15 protein-coding genes and 3 riboswitches are annotated in these 17,397 nt (G+C 42.9%); of the genes, 12 read left to right on the plus strand and 3 right to left on the minus strand.

Annotated elements, in window-relative coordinates; all coding sequences use genetic code 11:
• Window positions 1–198: 198 nt before the first annotated feature.
• The 3 genes from JOC31_RS06605 to JOC31_RS06615 form a co-directional block, all read right to left on the minus strand.
• Complete coding sequence (locus JOC31_RS06605) at window positions 199–1,401, minus strand: cation diffusion facilitator family transporter (RefSeq protein WP_205017369.1); 1,203 nt, start codon at window positions 1,399–1,401, stop codon at window positions 199–201.
• 79 nt (window positions 1,402–1,480) lie between these two features.
• Window positions 1,481–2,806, minus strand: coding sequence for an alanine/glycine:cation symporter family protein (locus JOC31_RS06610; RefSeq protein ID WP_205017370.1), 1,326 nt, complete (start codon window positions 2,804–2,806; stop codon window positions 1,481–1,483).
• A 184-nt stretch (window positions 2,807–2,990) separates the two neighbouring features.
• Window positions 2,991–4,319 (minus strand): alanine/glycine:cation symporter family protein, encoded by a 1,329-nt coding sequence (locus tag JOC31_RS06615; RefSeq protein ID WP_205017371.1) that lies wholly within the window; start codon window positions 4,317–4,319, stop codon window positions 2,991–2,993.
• Window positions 4,320–4,498: 179 nt separating this feature from the next.
• Window positions 4,499–4,612, minus strand: a riboswitch (glycine riboswitch).
• A 369-nt stretch (window positions 4,613–4,981) separates the two neighbouring features.
• Between JOC31_RS06615 and pcrA the strand changes: the two genes are divergently transcribed.
• The 12 genes from pcrA to JOC31_RS06675 all read left to right on the plus strand — a co-directional run bounded on the left by pcrA (window position 4,982) and on the right by JOC31_RS06675 (window position 17,169).
• The gene (gene pcrA / locus JOC31_RS06620; protein WP_205017372.1) at window positions 4,982–7,294 is read left to right on the plus strand and encodes a DNA helicase PcrA; all 2,313 of its coding nucleotides are present in this window, start codon (window positions 4,982–4,984) and stop codon (window positions 7,292–7,294) included.
• A gap of 46 nt (window positions 7,295–7,340) precedes the next feature.
• A riboswitch (TPP riboswitch) is annotated at window positions 7,341–7,431 on the plus strand.
• A 153-nt stretch (window positions 7,432–7,584) separates the two neighbouring features.
• Entirely contained in the window at window positions 7,585–8,223 is a 639-nt protein-coding gene (gene thiE / locus JOC31_RS06625) for a thiamine phosphate synthase (protein WP_205017373.1), read from the plus strand.
• 289 nt (window positions 8,224–8,512) lie between these two features.
• A riboswitch (TPP riboswitch) is annotated at window positions 8,513–8,603 on the plus strand.
• A 108-nt stretch (window positions 8,604–8,711) separates the two neighbouring features.
• Window positions 8,712–9,275 (plus strand): energy coupling factor transporter S component ThiW, encoded by a 564-nt coding sequence (gene thiW / locus JOC31_RS06630; protein WP_205017374.1) that lies wholly within the window; start codon window positions 8,712–8,714, stop codon window positions 9,273–9,275.
• Window positions 9,276–9,279: 4 nt separating this feature from the next.
• Complete coding sequence (locus JOC31_RS06635) at window positions 9,280–9,930, plus strand: HAD family hydrolase (protein ID WP_205017375.1); 651 nt, start codon at window positions 9,280–9,282, stop codon at window positions 9,928–9,930.
• Window positions 9,930–10,721 carry a bifunctional hydroxymethylpyrimidine kinase/phosphomethylpyrimidine kinase gene (gene thiD / locus JOC31_RS06640; protein ID WP_205017376.1) on the plus strand — a complete coding sequence of 264 codons (792 nt, stop codon included), beginning with the start codon at window positions 9,930–9,932 and terminating at the stop codon, window positions 10,719–10,721. Before JOC31_RS06635 ends, thiD begins: the two co-directional genes overlap by 1 nt.
• Before the next feature lie 15 nt (window positions 10,722–10,736).
• Window positions 10,737–11,546 carry a hydroxyethylthiazole kinase gene (gene thiM / locus JOC31_RS06645; protein WP_205017377.1) on the plus strand — a complete coding sequence of 270 codons (810 nt, stop codon included), beginning with the start codon at window positions 10,737–10,739 and terminating at the stop codon, window positions 11,544–11,546.
• An 89-nt stretch (window positions 11,547–11,635) separates the two neighbouring features.
• Window positions 11,636–12,511: an iron uptake system protein EfeO gene (gene efeO, locus JOC31_RS06650; protein WP_205017378.1), complete on the plus strand. Its 876-nt coding sequence runs from the start codon at window positions 11,636–11,638 to the stop codon at window positions 12,509–12,511.
• Window positions 12,512–12,519: 8 nt separating this feature from the next.
• Window positions 12,520–13,758: an iron uptake transporter deferrochelatase/peroxidase subunit gene (gene efeB / locus JOC31_RS06655; protein WP_205017379.1), complete on the plus strand. Its 1,239-nt coding sequence runs from the start codon at window positions 12,520–12,522 to the stop codon at window positions 13,756–13,758.
• On the plus strand, window positions 13,736–15,451 hold the full coding sequence (locus tag JOC31_RS06660) for an FTR1 family iron permease (RefSeq protein ID WP_205017380.1): 1,716 nt from the start codon (window positions 13,736–13,738) through the stop codon (window positions 15,449–15,451). Before efeB ends, JOC31_RS06660 begins: the two co-directional genes overlap by 23 nt.
• Window positions 15,444–16,151 (plus strand): twin-arginine translocase subunit TatC, encoded by a 708-nt coding sequence (tatC, locus tag JOC31_RS06665; RefSeq protein WP_205017381.1) that lies wholly within the window; start codon window positions 15,444–15,446, stop codon window positions 16,149–16,151. Before JOC31_RS06660 ends, tatC begins: the two co-directional genes overlap by 8 nt.
• A 1-nt stretch (window position 16,152) precedes the next feature.
• Entirely contained in the window at window positions 16,153–16,335 is a 183-nt protein-coding gene (tatA, locus tag JOC31_RS06670; RefSeq protein WP_205017382.1) for a twin-arginine translocase TatA/TatE family subunit, read from the plus strand.
• A 69-nt stretch (window positions 16,336–16,404) separates the two neighbouring features.
• The gene (locus tag JOC31_RS06675; protein WP_205017383.1) at window positions 16,405–17,169 is read left to right on the plus strand and encodes an HAD hydrolase family protein; all 765 of its coding nucleotides are present in this window, start codon (window positions 16,405–16,407) and stop codon (window positions 17,167–17,169) included.
• Window positions 17,170–17,397 lie beyond the last annotated feature (228 nt).

A 17,397-nucleotide genomic window follows, 5' to 3' on the forward strand; every position in this document is an offset into this window, starting at 1 on the left:
TTTTCATTATAAGTCATGTGGGACTTTTTGCATACCGTCAAAAAGCCCTACAATATCTGAATGAGATTTACCCACTACAGAAATTATAGAGCCCTATTTGGTTGAGGCTATTTTTATTATGGCTTCGAGCTAGTCTTTCTCTTGGAGAAAAATAAGAAAACCACCAGTTATGCTGGTGGCTGAGCTTAGAGATTCCATTTATTTTTCTTGAGTTGATTTAGGAGTTATTTGATGATAAAGTAGATACCATTCTTCGTTACGACGCCAGATGCTGGTATGCAGGCAATTTTCAAGTTCGTAGCTGATTAATTTGGTTTTTTGACTGACAGATTCCATCTTAAAATGGGTAAAGTCATTATGGAAATGCCTATCGTTTTCAATCGTTTCAGTCTTATTACGTTTAACTCCAAATTCGTCAATACCATAGAAGTCTTCGGCAAGGAGGAGTTGGTAATCTGGTATCTTTGATAAAATCATTTTTTCGTTTTTGAAGAGCTTTTTAAGAACATTTCCAAAGACTTCATCTTCTGGAATGGCAGATGGCTCAACATGGATATCAATGTCATAGACTGAGAATCGTTTGCTCAAGAGTTCTTCAACTTGTTCCGTTATTTCATGACTTTCATAAACTGAGAGGTCGGGGTTCATTTCTAAGACAATATCAAGATAGATATTGCTTCCGTAGGTACGTCCTCTTTGGGATTTGACGCGTGTAATTTTTGGGATTTCAAGAATTGCTTTTTCGTACTGTTTGAGTTGCTTGTCATCAAAACCATCTGATAGACTGAAGGTAGCTTCCATGAAGATTTCATAGGCTGTTTTTAGAATCAAATACGTAATGATGATGGCAACAATCTTATCAAGGATTGGAAGATTTAAAGAGGCGGCTACGATAGCAACGGATGTCCCTAGAGATGTCAAAGCATCTGAAAGATTGTCTTTTGCTGCTGCGACTAGGGCACTGGATTTCACTTTTTTAGATAGCTGTTTGTTATAAAAATAAACAGCAAACATGACTAGGGCTGAAATCAATCCAACGAGAGCTCCAAGTGGATCAATCTCAGTATTCTCTTGAGATAGAATCTTTTGAACTGTTTGAATCAGAACTTGGAAACCGACGATAAACATGATAAATGATGTGATCAAGCTTGAAAGATCTTCTATTTTCCAATGTCCGAATTTATGGTCTTCATCTGCGGGTTGACTGGCCAGATGAAGTCCAATCAGGAGGGCGATATTTCCTACAATATCCGACAAGTTATTAAAACCGTCAGCGGTTAGAGATGCTGAGTTTAATAGATAGCCGGCACCAAGTTTGGATAGTGAGAGGGCTAGATAAGCGATAATACTTATTATAGGGCCTCTTTTAGCTAATCTGAGATTATCAGATGGGGTTGACATAATATTCTCCTTTTTAAGCAATTCTTTTTATTATATCACTTTTTAGTAAACAAAAAAAGCTGTTGGTCAGCTTTTTTGTTTATTTATTGAAATAGGCTTTCGTTTCTTTAATCACAATAGGTGATAGGAACAGAAGGGCGATAAGGTTAGGAAAGGCCATAAGCCCGTTAACGATATCAGCAATTACCCAAATAGTTTCCAAACTGATGTAGCCTCCAAGGCCAACCATAGCAACGAAAATAATACGGTACACTGGGATTGCTTTTGTTCCAAAGAGGAATTCGAAGCATTTTTCGCCATAATAGCCCCATCCAAGGATAGTTGTGAAGGCAAAGAGAATAAGGCTGATTGTCAGAGCCCAGACACCAAAATCACCAAATACGGTTGAGAAGGCTGATTGTGTCAAGCTAGCCCCGTTGAGGTCTGTAGACCATTGACCGGTAACAATAATAGCAAGTCCAGTCATCGTACAGATGATGATAGTATCGATGAACGTTCCTGTCATTGATACTAGACCTTGTTCAACAGGTTCTTCTGTCTTTGCGGCTGCAGCAGCGATTGGTGCAGAACCGAGTCCAGATTCATTAGAGAAGACTCCACGTGCGATACCTGATTGGATAGCAACCATTATAGTAGCTCCGGCGAATCCCCCAGTAGCAGCCTGACCAGTAAAGGCAGACTTAAGAACTAATAGAAGGCTTGGCAGGAGGTTGTTCCAATTGACAAGAAGGACAGTCAAGGCAGCAAGGATATAAACAATCGCCATAAATGGAACGATTTTTTCAGAAACCTTTGAGATAGACTGGATACCGCCGAAAATAATGATAGCAACGATGATCGCTAAAACGATACTAACGATTTGAGGGGATAATCCGAGCGAATTTTTCAGAGAATCAGTAATGGAATTAACTTGTGTAAAGGTACCTGATCCGAAGATGGCAACCATAACACCAAAGACAGAAAAGAGTACAGCTAACCATTTCCATTTTTGTCCCATTCCGTTGGTGATATAGTACATAGGACCACCGGCGATTTCGCCTTTATCATCAACCGTACGGTATTTAATGGCGAGGACACCTTCAGCGTACTTAGTTGCCATACCAAAGAAAGCAGCTACCCACATCCAAAAGAGGGCACCTGGACCTCCGAGTTTGATAGCCGTAGCTACTCCGACGATATTTCCGGTTCCGACGGTTGCTGCAAGTGCAGTAGCAAGTGCAGCGAAACTTGAAATATCTCCTTCGCCAGCATTATCACTGGTAAAAATGAGTTTGAGTGCTTTTGGTAATTTGACGACTTGTAAGAGGTTAAGTCGTGTTGAAAGATAAATTCCAGTCCCAACTAAGAGTACTAGAAGTGGTGGACCCCAGACAAAAGTGTCCAGAGTTGATAAAAAGTTATACATGTTAAACTCCTCAAAAAATAATAACAACCTATCTATTATATGTTACATCAAAGTAATTTGTCAAACTTTGTTACATAATAAACAACGTCATCAAGAAATTAAAAAGAGAGACAACAATCAGTAATTGGGGGATAAAAAAGAGCCTGAGACTAATGTTGTCTCAAACTCGTGTTATAGGAGTCGTTTAACGATGACGATCGAAGTAAGATTTTGTTTCTTTGATAATCACTGGTGATAAGAAGAGAAGGGCAATAAGATTAGGTAGAGCCATGAGTCCGTTAACAATATCGGCAACGATCCAAATAAGGTCTAGGCTGAGGAAGCCACCTAAGGCTACCATGATGACGAAAATGCTACGGTAAGCAGTGATCCCTTTAGTTCCAAATAGAAACTCAAAGCAACGTTCACCGTAGTAAGACCATCCTAGAATAGTTGTGAATGCAAAGAGGACTAGGGAGATAGTAAGCGCTAGGCTTCCGATATCTCCAAAGACAGAAGCAAATGCTGCTTGTGTTAGAGGGGCTCCTTGAAGGTCGCCAGTCCATTGATTGGTAACAAGGATTGAAAGTCCGGTAAGTGTACAGATGATGATAGTATCAATAAAGGTACCTGTCATTGAAATCAAACCTTGTTCAACAGGTTCGTTTGTTTTAGCGGCCGCAGCAGCGATTGGTGCAGATCCAAGCCCAGATTCGTTAGAGAAGACCCCACGTGCAATCCCTTTTTGAATAGCTTCTTTGACAGTTGCACCCACAAAGCCACCGACTGCAGCAGCTGGTGTGAAGGCACTTTCAATAACCAAACCTAATGTTGGTAAAATCTTGTCCCAGTTAAGTCCGATAACAATTAGCGCTGCCAGAATATAGAGACCAGCCATGAATGGGACCACTTTTTCAGAGACTTTTGAAATCGATTGAATACCACCGAAAATGATGATGGCTACGATAATCGCGATGAGAATACTGACGATTTGTGGTGACCATCCAAAACTGTTTTGAAGTGCTGAAGTGATCGAATTGACCTGAGAGAAGGTACCGATACCTAACCATGCCACAAGAACGCCAAAGACTGCAAAGAGTACAGCTAACCATTTCCATTGTTGTCCCATACCGTTTGTAATATAGTACATAGGACCACCTGAGACATCTCCGTTGGCATCTTTTGAACGATATTTGATAGCAAGAAGCCCTTCAGCGTATTTTGTTGCCATACCAAAGAAGGCAGCAACCCACATCCAGAAGAGGGCGCCAGGTCCACCTGTTTTAATAGCAGTAGCAACCCCAACGATATTTCCAGTTCCGACAGTTGCTGCTAGAGCTGTTGCAAGTGCGGCGAAACTTGAAATATCACCTTCACCCTTATCTTCAGTAAAAATGAGCTTGAAGGCACGAGGTAGTTTAGTAACCTGTAATAATCCCAAACGAAGGCTGAGGTAAATCCCTGTTCCGACTAAGAGAATCAGAAGGGGAGGACCCCAGACAAAATTATCAAGTGCGGTAAAAAAAGCAACCATAGATGGTAATCTCCTTTGTGAATGAGCGCTAAAAAAGAGGCTCTTACGCGAAGAACCCCTGGAGATGAGATAAAAAGTGTTCGGTAGTCTCGTAACAACAGCCTCGTTGATAGGTACAAAAACGAGTCACCAAAGCAAGACTACCTTGAAAAACGACAGACGTCGTTAATGATCAAACACTTTTATCTTCTGTCCTTTTGCCTGAGAGATTGAGCGGTGTGCTTTGCCCCTTCGGCGCCTGTAAGTGCAGTAGTTATTAAATAACCCTGCAAGGTCTCTCCAGAAGTCCGTCCCTTAATCAGTCCCACCTTGAAACAAGGCACCTGAGAGTTTACTCCTTCGGCGAAAGTTATTCTAACTTTCTTCTCCTGATTAACGTCATTCGGTTTAATTTATTTTTTTCTATTTTAATAAAAAAGACGAACTATGTCAAATGATTTTTCTATTTAATTCGTATATTACCTAAAAATATTTTTTTGATAGTTTTATCTATCGGATGTGGAAGCGTTTTTAGTTATTCTGTCTATGGGTCAAAAGGAGCATAATCTTTCAAAACGTGATACAATAGACTAGCATGAGAAATGACAATTAGAGAGGAACTCTGAACTTGGCATGATTAGTTTATGGCTTATCATGCGCTTTTTATGTTCTAGGTAATGAAGATGAATCCCTTATTAAATGGAATGAATGATAGGCAGGCAGAAGCTGTCCAAACAACTGAAGGCCCCCTTTTGATTATGGCGGGAGCTGGTTCGGGTAAGACACGTGTTTTGACCCATCGTATCGCTTATTTAATTGATGAAAAGATGGTCAATCCTTGGAATATCCTAGCGATTACCTTTACCAATAAGGCTGCTCGTGAAATGCGTGAGCGTGCCATGGCACTCAATCCAGCTACTGAAGATACCTTGATCGCGACTTTTCATAGTATGTGTGTCCGTATCTTGCGTCGTGAGGCAGACCATATCGGTTATAATCGTAATTTCACTATTGTTGATCCAGGTGAGCAACGCACACTGATGAAGCGTATCCTGAAAGCCATGAATCTCGATCCTAAAAAATGGAATGAGCGCTCGATTTTAGGAACGATTTCAAATGCTAAGAACGACCTTTTGGATGAAGTTGGTTATGAAAATCAAGCTGGCGATATGTATACGCAAATAGTCGCTAAGTGCTATAAAGCCTATCAAGAAGAGTTGCGTCGCTCGGAGGCTATGGATTTTGATGATTTGATTATGATGACACTTCGTTTATTTGATCAACATCCTGATGTTTTGGCTTACTACCAACAACGCTATCAGTATATCCATGTGGATGAGTATCAGGATACTAACCATGCTCAGTATCAGTTGGTTAAACTCTTGGCTTCACGCTTTAAAAACATCTGTGTGGTGGGTGACGCTGACCAGTCAATCTATGGTTGGCGTGGTGCAGACATGCAAAATATCTTGGACTTTGAAAAGGACTATCCAGAAGCTAAAGTGGTCCTTCTAGAGGAAAACTACCGTTCGACGAAGAAAATCCTACAAGCAGCCAACGACGTCATCAATAATAACCGTAATCGCCGTCCTAAGAAACTCTGGACACAGAACGACGATGGGGAACAGTTGGTTTATTATCGTGCCAATGACGAACGTGATGAGGCTGTTTTTGTAGCGTCAACGATCACTAACATTGTGCGTGAAATGGGCAAGAACTTTAAAGATTTTGCCGTTCTCTACCGTACCAATGCCCAATCGCGTACGATTGAGGAAGCTCTTCTTAAGTCGAATATTCCTTATACCATGGTTGGTGGTACTAAGTTCTACAGCCGTAAAGAGATCCGAGATGTTATCTCCTACCTTAATATCATCGCCAACCCAGCTGACAATATTTCCTTTGAGCGTATCATCAACGAACCTAAGCGTGGCGTTGGTCCAGGTACCTTGGAGAAAATCAGAGTTTTTGCTTATGAGCAGAATATGAGCCTCATGGATGCTTCGGCAGATATCATGCTCTCTCCACTCAAAGGAAAAGCAGCACAGGCTGTCTATGAGCTCGCTCATCTCCTGTTAAATCTGCGAGATAGACTGGATGGCATGACCATTACAGAGATTGTTAGCGTTGTCCTTGATAAGACAGGTTACCTAGATGCTCTAAAAATCCAAAATACCTTGGAAAGTCAAGCTCGTATTGAAAATATTGAAGAGTTTCTTTCGGTAACCAAGAACTTTGATGATACCAACGACGACGGACCTGCTGATGAGTCAGGTTTGGACAAACTCAGCCGTTTCTTGAATGACCTAGCTCTTATTGCAGATACGGATGACGGTCAGGTTGAGTCAGCTGAGGTCACCTTAATGACGCTTCATGCGGCAAAGGGTCTTGAGTTTCCGGTTGTCTTTTTGATTGGTATGGAAGAGGGTGTCTTTCCCCTATCACGCGCAGCAGAAGATCCAGATGAGTTAGAAGAAGAGCGTCGTCTGGCTTATGTTGGGATCACACGTGCTGAAGAGATTCTCTTTATGACCAATGCCAATACACGGACCCTCTTTGGTAAAACAAATTACAACCGTCCAACGCGTTTCCTACGAGAAATTTCGGAAGATTTATTGACTTATCAAGGTTTGGCACGCCCTGCCAACTCATCATTTGGTGTCAAATACACCAAGGAACAACCAACTCAGTTTGGTCAAGGGATGAGCCTGTCCCAGGCGCTTCAGGCTCGTAAGTCTCAGGCACAACCTCGCTCTGCTGCTCAGCCATTTGCCCAGAGTGCTTCTAAGTCTGCCCCGCTACCTTTTGGAAGAAATGCTGGTGCAGAGAAAACGGAGGTCGCTTGGCAGATTGGGGATATCGCCCACCACAGAAAATGGGGAGATGGTACAGTCCTTGAAGTGACAGGAAGTGGCAAAACTCAGGAACTCAAAATCAAATTCCCAGAAGTTGGCCTTAAAAAGCTGCTAGCCAGCGTCGCACCAATAGAAAAGAAATAATAAAGCGTTTGCATTTCTCTTCCACCTATGCTAAAATAATAAAAAATAAAAACATTTGGGGTGCCAAAACGGCTGAGATGATACCCATTGAACCTGATGCAGTTAGGACTGACGAAGGGAAATGTGCAGACTTGATAGTTGTCGCCTGATTAAGAGATGATTACTATTTTGAGAACTCAGACTGATTGAACTCCATTTGACGAAGGCAAATGGAGTTTTTGTATGCTCGGATGTTGGAAAGAGAGGTTAAAGGTCGTTTATTAGTGAGGGTGACTTGATAAGGAGGTTTTATGAGTTTTCAAAAAGAGACATTACGCTTGTACCTGGTGACGGGTTCTTATGATTTTAGTGAGCAGAGCTTTTTGGATAAGATTGAGCAGGCTTGCCAGTCTGGAGTGACCATGGTTCAGCTGAGGGAAAAGAAACTGACGACGAGAGCTTTTTATGATTTGGCAATCAAGGTAAAGAAGATAACGGATGCTTACAAGGTTCCACTTTTAATCAATGATTGGGTGGAAGTCGCCTTAGCCGTTGATGCAGCAGGTGTTCATATCGGAGATGATGAGCTGCCAGTTTCTTGCGTCCGGCGTTTACTAGGAAAGGACAAGATTATCGGTGTTTCTGCCAAAACGGTAGATAGGGCCTTGCAGGCGGAGGCAGAAGGAGCGAACTATTTGGGAGTTGGGGCTATATTCCCTACTCAAACCAAAGAGACGTCTTTGACGCCCTTGGAACGCTTATCAGAAATAGGAGCAGCTTGCCAGCTTCCTATGGTGGCTATCGGAGGAATTACGTCGGATAATATCGAAATATTAAAAGACATCCCGATTGCAGGAATTGCTGTGGTTTCTGAAATTATGTTGGCAAGGGACATTGTGCAAAAATGCCAGAATTTACTTAGCGAACTGGACAAAAGAGAATTCTTTTAAATGGCGATTGACTTACAAACCTGACCAACAGAAGTAAGAGGTTGTTTTTTCACGACAAACGCATGAAAGATTTTTAGAGTGAAAATAAAGCTTTCTGCAATTCAAAGTTCAGGTATTTCAAAAAAATCTAAAATACTTTGAACGTCTTACTATAGGAATAACAGTAAAAGTATCTATTTTAAACTGTACTATAATTCGGAAATAACTGTTTCATGCGTTTGTCGTGTTGTTTTTTGAAAACCCTTGCAAAAACAATTAGTCTGTGTTAGACTGATGCTATAACAATAACATAAGACATTTGGGGTGCCAGTGTGGCTGAGATGATACCCATTGAACCTGATGTAGTTAGGACTGCCGAAGGGAAATGTGAACGATAGATGAGTCTAGAACTCTTTTGAGCTAGGTTATCATGTCTAAATCCCATTTGACGACTGTCGAGTGGGATTTTTTGTATTCGTGTTGGTTCAAATGTCCAGAAAGGAATGATTATGTCTAGTCATAAAATTCATCGTTTAACCGTTCTTGCTATTATGATTGCCCTAGATGTCTTTTTAACGCCTATTTTTAGGATTGAAGGCATGGCTTTCATGTCGAGTCTGGTCAATGTCGTTTCAGGAGCCGTGCTTAGTCCAGCCTATGCTGTTGCTATGGCTTTGATGACAGCTATGATCCGCATTTTGACTCAGGCTGGAGTTGCTAGTGTTGCACCTTTGGCTATTCTAGGGGCAGTACCAGGAGCTTTCTTAGCAAGTTTCTGTTACCGTCTTTATCCCAAAACCTATCTGTCCTTCTTGGGAGAATTTTTGGGGACTGGGATTATCGGTTCTTTGGTTTCGGCTCCAGTCATGGTTCGGTACTGGTCAGCGACAGCCCAGGGTGATTCTGAACTCATGTCAAAAGCAGCCGCAGCCCAGTCACTTTTCCTCTTTACGCCACGCTTTGTTGGAGCCTGTCTCATCGGCGGTATCATTGCCCTCTTTGTGTTAGAAGGCTTGAAACGTCTACCGTTTTTTAGAGATTTGCAGAGGAACTTTGGACAGAGAAAGGACTAGTTTTATGGGAAATAGCAGGGCTCTCTTTCTGGATTGTGATGGTGTGATTTTTGACAGTTACGGTATCTGGGATGAGGTAGTCAGTCAACTGTTGTCCAGTCATGGGAAAGTCTACACCGAGGCTATCAAGTCCAATCTTTGGCATCTTTCCATGACTCAGGCGGATCATTTTCTTTATGAGTTACTGAAAGATGAGGTGACCAGAGAGGCTTACCAATCTCAGAAGGAGGAACTTTTAGAAAAGGCTTACGCTCAAGTTCCTTTGATTGCAGGGGTTGATGAACTATTTGAGTGGCTAGCAGATGAAGGTCTTAGCTGCTACGCTGTGACTGCTAATCAGACCAAACTGGTAGAGATAGCTTTTCAGAGCCACGGATTGACAACTCACATTAAAGGTATCTACAGCTGTTATCAGACGCAGTGGCAGGAAAAAGAAGCAGCCTTTTTACAGACGATTTTGGATAGAGAAAAGCTTGTTGCTGAAGAGGTTATCATGGTGGAGGATTCTTGGGCAAATGCTAAACAAGCAGAGCAGTTAGGGATACAGACCTTCTTTCTAGAAAACGAAATTTATCAGGCAGATCAGAAAAATGGCTCTGCCATTAGGTCAATCAAGCATTTGAGTGATTTTATAAGCATTATGGAGGATAACTAATGGGAAAATTGCCAGTCGCTTTAACGATAGCAGGAACAGACCCTTCAGGTGGGGCAGGAGTCATGGCTGACTTAAAGAGTTTTCAAGCTAGGTCAGTCTATGGCATGGCAGTGGTGACCAGTGTCGTTGCTCAAAATACACTGGGAGTTCAAAAGATTGCTCACTTAGAGCTAGATATGATAGAAGCACAATTGGCGTCGGTCTTTTCAGATATTCAGCCTCAGGCGATTAAGACGGGCATGCTAGCTCAGGTTGACATGATTGAGCTTGTGGCAGACAGCTTATCAAAAGAGAAGGTTCCCTACGTTTTAGACCCAGTCATGGTGGCATCTAGTGGCGATCATCTGATTAGTCAAGAAGCGATAGAGGCCTTAAAAACGCGTTTATTGCCCTTAGCGACCTTGGTAACACCAAATCGTGCAGAAGCAGAAGTTTTAGCAGGTTTTGCTATTGATACTGAAGATGCGATTTTAAAAGCAGGCTATACGATTCAGGACAGGTATGAGGTTTCGTCAGTGATTATCAAAGGTGGGCATTTTAAAGGGCAGGCAAGTGACTATCTCTTTTTGGAAAATGGCCAAGTCATTCCCTATGTATCCGAACGTATTCCTGGAAATGATTGTCACGGTACGGGCTGTACGTTTGCAGCAGTTATAACGGCTGAACTTGCCAAAGGAAAATCCCTACAAGAAGCCGTAGCTATTGCCAAGCAGTTTATTACAAAGGCTATTAAGGAAGCTCCCAAGCTAGGAAATGGCCACGGTCCTGTCAATCACATCATCACACTTTAGAGAAAGGAAAGAGATATGTCTTATTTAGAAGAACTACGTCAAGCCAATCCACTGATGATTTGTATCACGAATCATGTGGTTAAGAATTTCACTGCCAATGGTCTCCTTGCGATTGGAGCCTCTCCAGCCATGAGTGAGTCAGCTAGAGACTTAGAAGATTTGTTACGATATGCTCAGGGGCTCTTGATCAACATCGGGAGTCTGACAGAAGACTCTTGGAAACTCTACAAAGAAGCTCTTAATCTGGCAGCGAACTACGGTGTTCCTGCGGTCTTGGACCCTGTTGCGGCATCTGCAGGAGCCTTTCGTAAGGAAGTTGCTCTTGACTTGATTCGGCATCATAAACTGAGTTTGGTGCGTGGGAATGCTAGCGAAATAGCAGCCTTGATAGGGCAAGAGGTGAAAAGCAAGGGAGTTGATTCGGCTAGTGTTGATGACGTTGGTCAACTGGCACTAGCTGCCAATAAGGCACTTCAGCTTCCTATCGTGGTCACAGGTGTTCAAGATGCTATCGCTGTTGATGGTCAGGTCAGAGTGCTCAAAAATGGCAGTGCTCTCATGCCTTTGGTGACAGGGACAGGTTGCCTTCTAGGTGCAGTGCTAGCAGCCTTTATCCATCTTGCCGATCAAGATCATCTGCTTGATTGTTTGGAGGAAGCTCTATCCACCTATACTATCGCTGGGGAAATGGCAGAGCAGGTTAGCTCGTTGCCAGGAAGTTACCAAATGGCTTTTTTAGATGCTCTCTATCAGATAACTGATAAGGAGGTAAACCAAAAAATACGCAGAGTTAATCATAATCATTCTTGTAACTATTATAAATAAAATAAATTTGTGCTTTTCTTGCTAAAAATCTTTACCGTTCGATTCAGATTTTTTATAATAAAGTTATCCAAACCGTTAGGAGACTTGTTATGAAGAAAACAAAACTTTATACTTTATTGGCAACGGTTGCCTTGTCAGCCTTTGCTTTGACAGCTTGTTCATCAAGTGATACATCTACACCAACTAGCCAATCGTCAAACTCTGCCTTGTCTGCTAGTGAGCAAAAAGAGTTGACTAAGATAACAGAAGCCTATCGTGTTTTTGTAGAAGGGCAGATTGACCAGTTACTGACGGATACAGAGAAGTGGGCGGAAACCCTCAAATCTGCTAATCTTGATGAGGCTAAGGCACAGTACCCACTTATTCGTATGGCTTATGAGCGTTCGGAACCGATTGCTGAGAGCTTTGGAGAGTTGGACATCAAGATTGACTACCGCTTGGTGGACTATGTTGATGAGAATAAGTCAGAAGAAGGTTGGACAGGTTTCCACCGTATCGAGCGTATCCTTTGGGAACAAAATACTACAGCTGGTACTGAAAGTTACGCGGAGCAATTGATCAAAGACATCAAAGAACTGCGTGCCAAAGTCTCAACGGTTGAAGTTACGGGTGACATGATGGCGACAGGAGCTGTTGACCTCCTCAATGAAGTAGCAACCAGCAAGATTACAGGTGAAGAAGAGGTTTACTCCCATACGGATCTCTATGACTTCCGTGCCAATATTGAGGGAGCAGAGAAGATTTTCCAACTCTTTAAGCCACTTTTGGAGAAAAAAGACAAGGCATTGGTAAAAACCTTGACGGCTGACTTCAAGACGGTCAATGAGCTGCTTGACAAGTACATGACCGATAGCCAGCACTACAAGTCATATACTGATTTGACGAGTGCAGATACCAAGGCTTTATCAGAGGCTGTGACAAAACTAGGTGAGCCACTATCCCAAATGGGTGTAGTTTTAGAGTAGGAGGCACTATGGTAGAAGACAAGAAAAAAGGTCTTTTTGACCAAAAATTGTCTCGTCGTGACTTCTTGAAAAAATCTGGAATGGCTGGGGCAGGTGCAATCATTGGAGCATCTGCCCTTGGCAGTTTTCTTCTGCCTAAGACACAGGAGAAGACCAAGGAAGCCGACGGTGACGAGAGCATCTCCTTTTACGGCAAACACCAGGCTGGTATCATGACCCCTATGCAGAAAAACGTGTATTTTGTCGTGCTAGACTTGGAAGAGGTCAGTCGTGAAGAGGTCAAGCAGCTTTTCAAAGACTGGACGGCTTATGCAGCGAAATTAGTCGAGGGGGATAGGGTCGATACTGAGTCCAGCAACACTTATCTCCCTCCCAAGGACACGGGAGAAACCGTTGGGCTTAATCCTTACCGTCTGACCCTGACCTTTGGTATCAGCCGTTCTTTTCTCAAAAAATGTGGACTAACCCAGAAAGAAATGGCTATTTTTAAAGACTTTCCGCCCTTTCCTAAGGAGCAATTGGAGGACAAGTACACGGGTGGCGATATTGCCATTCAAGCCTGTGCGGATGATGAACAGGTAGCCTTTCATGCTGTTCGAAATCTCATTCGAAAAGGGCGTGGCAAGGTGACCCTGAAATGGAGCCAGTCAGGCTTTGCAGCTATTGGTGATCGCAAGTCTACGCCACGTAATCTCTTTGGTTTTAAGGATGGCACGGTCAATCCGACGACAGCTAATGATTTTGACAAGGTGGTCTGGTATGATGGCAATGATTGGCTTAAAAACGGCAGCTTTATGGCAGTTCGAAAAATCCGTATGCACCTTGAAACATGGGATCGAACCAATCTAGCTGAGCAGGAAAATACCTTTGGGCGTTACCGAGATAGCGGAGCACCATTTGGGAAAACGGATGAATTTTCAGATTTTTCTTGGGATGACAAGGACAAGGATGGCAACTATCTCATGCCAGTGGACTCTCATGTCAGCCTTGCCAATAAGGCAGGCAAGAAATTACTGCGTCGGTCTTATTCCTATGCGGATGGCATCAATGAAAAGACAGGACAGTTCGAGTCTGGTTTGCTCTTTATCGCCTTTGAGAAAGACCCTCAGCAGTTCGTTGATGTGCAGACTAGCCTAGGGGCGACGGATAGATTGAACGAGTACATCACTCATATCGGTAGCGGTCTCTTTGCCTGCTTTGGTGGTGTGGAGAAGGGAGGCTATCTTGGTCAAGACCTATTTGAATAAGCTCCTCCTTGCCATGATGCTAGTGACTGCTCTGCTATTTTCCGTAAAGGTAGAAGCTAGCTCATACAGTGATCTTTTCATCAAAATCACAGATGCTCAGACGGCTGTCAAAGCCAAAGACCAGTCAAAAGCCCTGCAATTGATCCAAGAAGTCGCTGCTGACTTCAAGGAGATAGAGCAGTCAGACTCTAAGGCGGGGAAAAAAGTCAGCCAGACAGCTCAGAAAGCCTTGGCTGACGATAAGATTAGCTCGTCTGAACTGACGGCTCTCTCTAAGAGCCTGCTTGCTTTTGAGGAAGAGCAAAACCCGGTTGACCTAGAGGCAGAAAAAACCACCTTCAAGCAAAAGGTCTATCCAGCACTAGAAAACCTAGAAGAAGTCATTACTTCAGGCGACCTTGAGGCCATGAAGACGGAGTACCTAACTTTCAATGCTATCTGGACTAGAAATGAATCTGTGGTCAGAAGTTCTGAAGGTGGGCATTATGGGTCGATTGAGTCAGCCATGTCTTTCTTGAGAGCTTCTATGGAGGCAGAGCCTTTTGAACTCTCAGCAGTCCAAACTAATGTCAAGGACTTGAGAACTGCGCTGGATAGTTTTATGGAGGGAAAATCAGCGACTAGCTCCACTGACATTAAGACCTTGTCAGAAGGAATTGACTTGCTCAAAGAAGCCTATGAGGACTTTGTCGCTGGCAAAACTGCTTCAGGTCAGAGCAAGATGAAGACTTTTATCACCAACTGGACCAGCTTTGAGGGGGAAGTCAGCACACGTAGCTCTGCCCTTTATTCTAAGGTAGAGAGCCAGACCCCTCTCATCATGGCAAAGGGCAGTAGCAAAGAATACCAAGCCAAACTCAAAAATCTCATCAGTGAGCTTGAAGCGATAGACACAGACTCGTCTTATTCTGCTATTGATGCTATGGTGATTCTGTTACGCGAGGGGGTAGAGGCTCTCTTGATTGTCATGGCCTTGGTTGAAGCTCTGCGTTATTCAAAACAAAAGCATGGCATCAAGTGGGTCTATGGCGGAGCTTTAGTAGGTGTCCTAGCCTCAGGTGTTACAGCAGCCCTTCTTCAGATGCTCTTTCCGGCGGTCACTTCTGGAACCAATAGAGAAATTATCGAAGGAGCAGTAGGTCTCTTTGCAGTTGCCATGCTGATTGGTGTTGGGATTTGGCTACATGGAAAATCTAATGCCAAGGCGTGGAGTGATTATTTGGAACGCCAGATGAACCTTGCTATGTCAACAGGTAGTTTTATCTCCATGTTTGCTCTGAGCCTTCTGTCAGTCTTTCGTGAGGGGGCAGAGACCATTCTCTTCTATGTAGGGATTCTACCTAAGATAAGCAGTCAGAATCTGATTATTGGCATTTTTCTTGCGATTTTGCTCTTGGTCATTATCGCAGTGCTCTTTAACCGATTTTCTAAGGTATTGCCAATCCACTGGCTCTTTAGAATCCTGACCTGGACGATCTACATCCTAGCCTTCAAGATGCTGGGCGTCAGCATCAACGCTCTGCAATTAACCAACATTATCAGCAATCATATCCTAGCTTGGATGCCATCTATCGATTCGCTGGGGGTTTACCCGAGTCTGGAGACCAGTTTAGCTCAGCTTAGCTACGTTCTACTGGTACTGGGGCTCAATACTTGGATCAGCCGTCGCAGGAAGGGTGTCAGTCATGGATAAGAAAGATGAGACCATTATTGAGCATCTGACAGAGCTTAGAAAACGGCTGCTTTTCTGTCTGCTTTTCTTTCTGACTTGCTTTGCTTTGTCGCTTTTTTGGTCAGCAGACATTTACCGTTTGTTAACTAGTCAGTTTGACTACAAACTGCTGGTTTTGGGCCCTGATGACATTCTCTGGATTTACCTTAGCCTAGCCTCGCTTTCAGCTGTTTGCTTGTCGGTTCCTTTTATCACGTTTCAGATTTGGGCTTTTGTACGGCCTGCTCTTAAGGATAGGGAGGCGCGTGCTCTTCTTGCCTATATTCCTGCGGTCTTTATTTGTTTTATCGCAGGCTTATCGTTTGGTTTTTTCTTGGTGACACCCGCTCTCTTGTCGGTGTTGCTAGGTTTTGGCGACGGCTTATTTGAGACTCAACTAACGGCGCAGAACTATCTGCTCTTTGTTTTTCACACCACCGTGCCTTTAGCCGTGCTCTTTGAGTTTCCTGTCGTCGTTGCCTTTTTGACGGCTATCAGATTGATTAGCTCTGCTTTTTTAAGAAAATACCGGAGGTACGCCTATTTTATCCTTATCGTGATTGCTGTTATTCTAACGCCAGCAGATTTGGTCAGTGACCTGCTCATGGCCTTGCCATTGTTACTGATCTACGAGATCAGTGTGACTATTAGTCGTTTTATAGAGAAAAAAAGGAGAAAATAAGATGGGATTTCTAAGAGATATTGGACTGCCAGGTGTGCTAGTCATCGTCGTAGCAGCCTTACTCATTTTTGGTCCACAGAAGCTACCAGAAGTTGGAAGCTCCTTGGGCAAAATGATCACCGAATTTAAAAAGGCTCTCAACGGTGAGACGTCTAAAGAAGACAAGAACACAGAAGAGAAGTAAGCTAAATAGCTGACTTCTCTTTTTAGCTTTTATGTTATAATGATTACAATAATCAAAATGGAGCTAGCTATGAAATTTGTATTTGATCTAGACGGGACCTTATGCTTTGATGGTATGACCATCGCTGATACGATAAAAACGCCCCTTTTGACAGCTGAAGATTACGGGCACCAAGTCATCTTTGCTTCAGCTCGTTCTTACAGGGATTGTATCGGTCTTTTGGAAGGGGAACTCGCTACTAGGCTCGTGATAGGACTCAACGGTGGTCTTGCTTATCAGAACGGTCAACTGATACTGCAACATCAACTTCATAGGGAATCCTATCAAATGGTCCTGAAGGTTTGCCACAACTATAACCTCCCCTATTTTTTAGATGATCATTTCAACTATGCCATCTCTCAAGCTGAAAAAATCCCCTTTATCAGTAGTGTTGATCCGCTAGGTTTGGGCAAGCAGCTACCAGTCAATGAGTTGGGTCCTGCCATTAAAATGGTAATTTACATGGGCAATCATCTGGAAATGCTAGCTGATCTGATAACAGAGCTAGAACAACTAGACACCTTAGACCTGTTTTATCATGAGATGGAAGAATGCCTCTACCTCAATCCCTACGGTGTCAGCAAAGGGTCTACTATTTTAGACTTGGTTGGTGAGAACTTTGTTGCTTTTGGTAATGATAAAAATGATATTCCTATGTTCGACAAGAGCCTTTATGGTGTTCAGGTGGGTGATTACCCTTACCTGAAAGAACACGCTGATGATCAAGTACCTGCTGATAGCCAGCAAGTCGCCCTTAAAATTCAAGAAGTCTTTCAGGAATTTCAAGGAAAATAGCCCCATTTTTCGATGCGATGATTGTACTCTTTTAACGAGACACCAGTCCAGCTAGTGAAGAAGCTATTAAAACGGGTCTTTTTCAAGCAAACGACAGCACATAAACCAGACAAAGAGTAGAGGGGGACCTCTACTTTTTTGCATAGCCTTAACTGTTTAATAATAAAAAACTATCATCTTGATAACAAAATAGTATTGGCAATAGGAAACGATTCTATATACAATATA

Origin of the sequence: Streptococcus saliviloxodontae, assembly GCF_016908655.1 — a bacterium.
Lineage (GTDB): Bacteria > Bacillota > Bacilli > Lactobacillales > Streptococcaceae > Streptococcus > Streptococcus saliviloxodontae.

Excerpts from the sequence above, each read along its gene's own strand:
- JOC31_RS06605 (WP_205017369.1), bottom strand. The coding sequence starts at position 1,401 with ATGTCAACCCCATCTGATAATCTCAGATTAGCTAAAAGAGGCCCTATA.
- JOC31_RS06610 (WP_205017370.1), bottom strand. The coding sequence starts at position 2,806 with ATGTATAACTTTTTATCAACTCTGGACACTTTTGTCTGGGGTCCACCA.
- JOC31_RS06615 (WP_205017371.1), bottom strand. The coding sequence starts at position 4,319 with ATGGTTGCTTTTTTTACCGCACTTGATAATTTTGTCTGGGGTCCTCCC.
- pcrA (WP_205017372.1), top strand. The coding sequence starts at position 4,982 with ATGAATCCCTTATTAAATGGAATGAATGATAGGCAGGCAGAAGCTGTC.
- thiE (WP_205017373.1), top strand. The coding sequence starts at position 7,585 with ATGAGTTTTCAAAAAGAGACATTACGCTTGTACCTGGTGACGGGTTCT.
- thiW (WP_205017374.1), top strand. The coding sequence starts at position 8,712 with ATGTCTAGTCATAAAATTCATCGTTTAACCGTTCTTGCTATTATGATT.
- JOC31_RS06635 (WP_205017375.1), top strand. The coding sequence starts at position 9,280 with ATGGGAAATAGCAGGGCTCTCTTTCTGGATTGTGATGGTGTGATTTTT.
- thiD (WP_205017376.1), top strand. The coding sequence starts at position 9,930 with ATGGGAAAATTGCCAGTCGCTTTAACGATAGCAGGAACAGACCCTTCA.
- thiM (WP_205017377.1), top strand. The coding sequence starts at position 10,737 with ATGTCTTATTTAGAAGAACTACGTCAAGCCAATCCACTGATGATTTGT.
- efeO (WP_205017378.1), top strand. The coding sequence starts at position 11,636 with ATGAAGAAAACAAAACTTTATACTTTATTGGCAACGGTTGCCTTGTCA.
- efeB (WP_205017379.1), top strand. The coding sequence starts at position 12,520 with ATGGTAGAAGACAAGAAAAAAGGTCTTTTTGACCAAAAATTGTCTCGT.
- tatC (WP_205017381.1), top strand. The coding sequence starts at position 15,444 with ATGGATAAGAAAGATGAGACCATTATTGAGCATCTGACAGAGCTTAGA.
- tatA (WP_205017382.1), top strand. The coding sequence starts at position 16,153 with ATGGGATTTCTAAGAGATATTGGACTGCCAGGTGTGCTAGTCATCGTC.
- JOC31_RS06675 (WP_205017383.1), top strand. The coding sequence starts at position 16,405 with ATGAAATTTGTATTTGATCTAGACGGGACCTTATGCTTTGATGGTATG.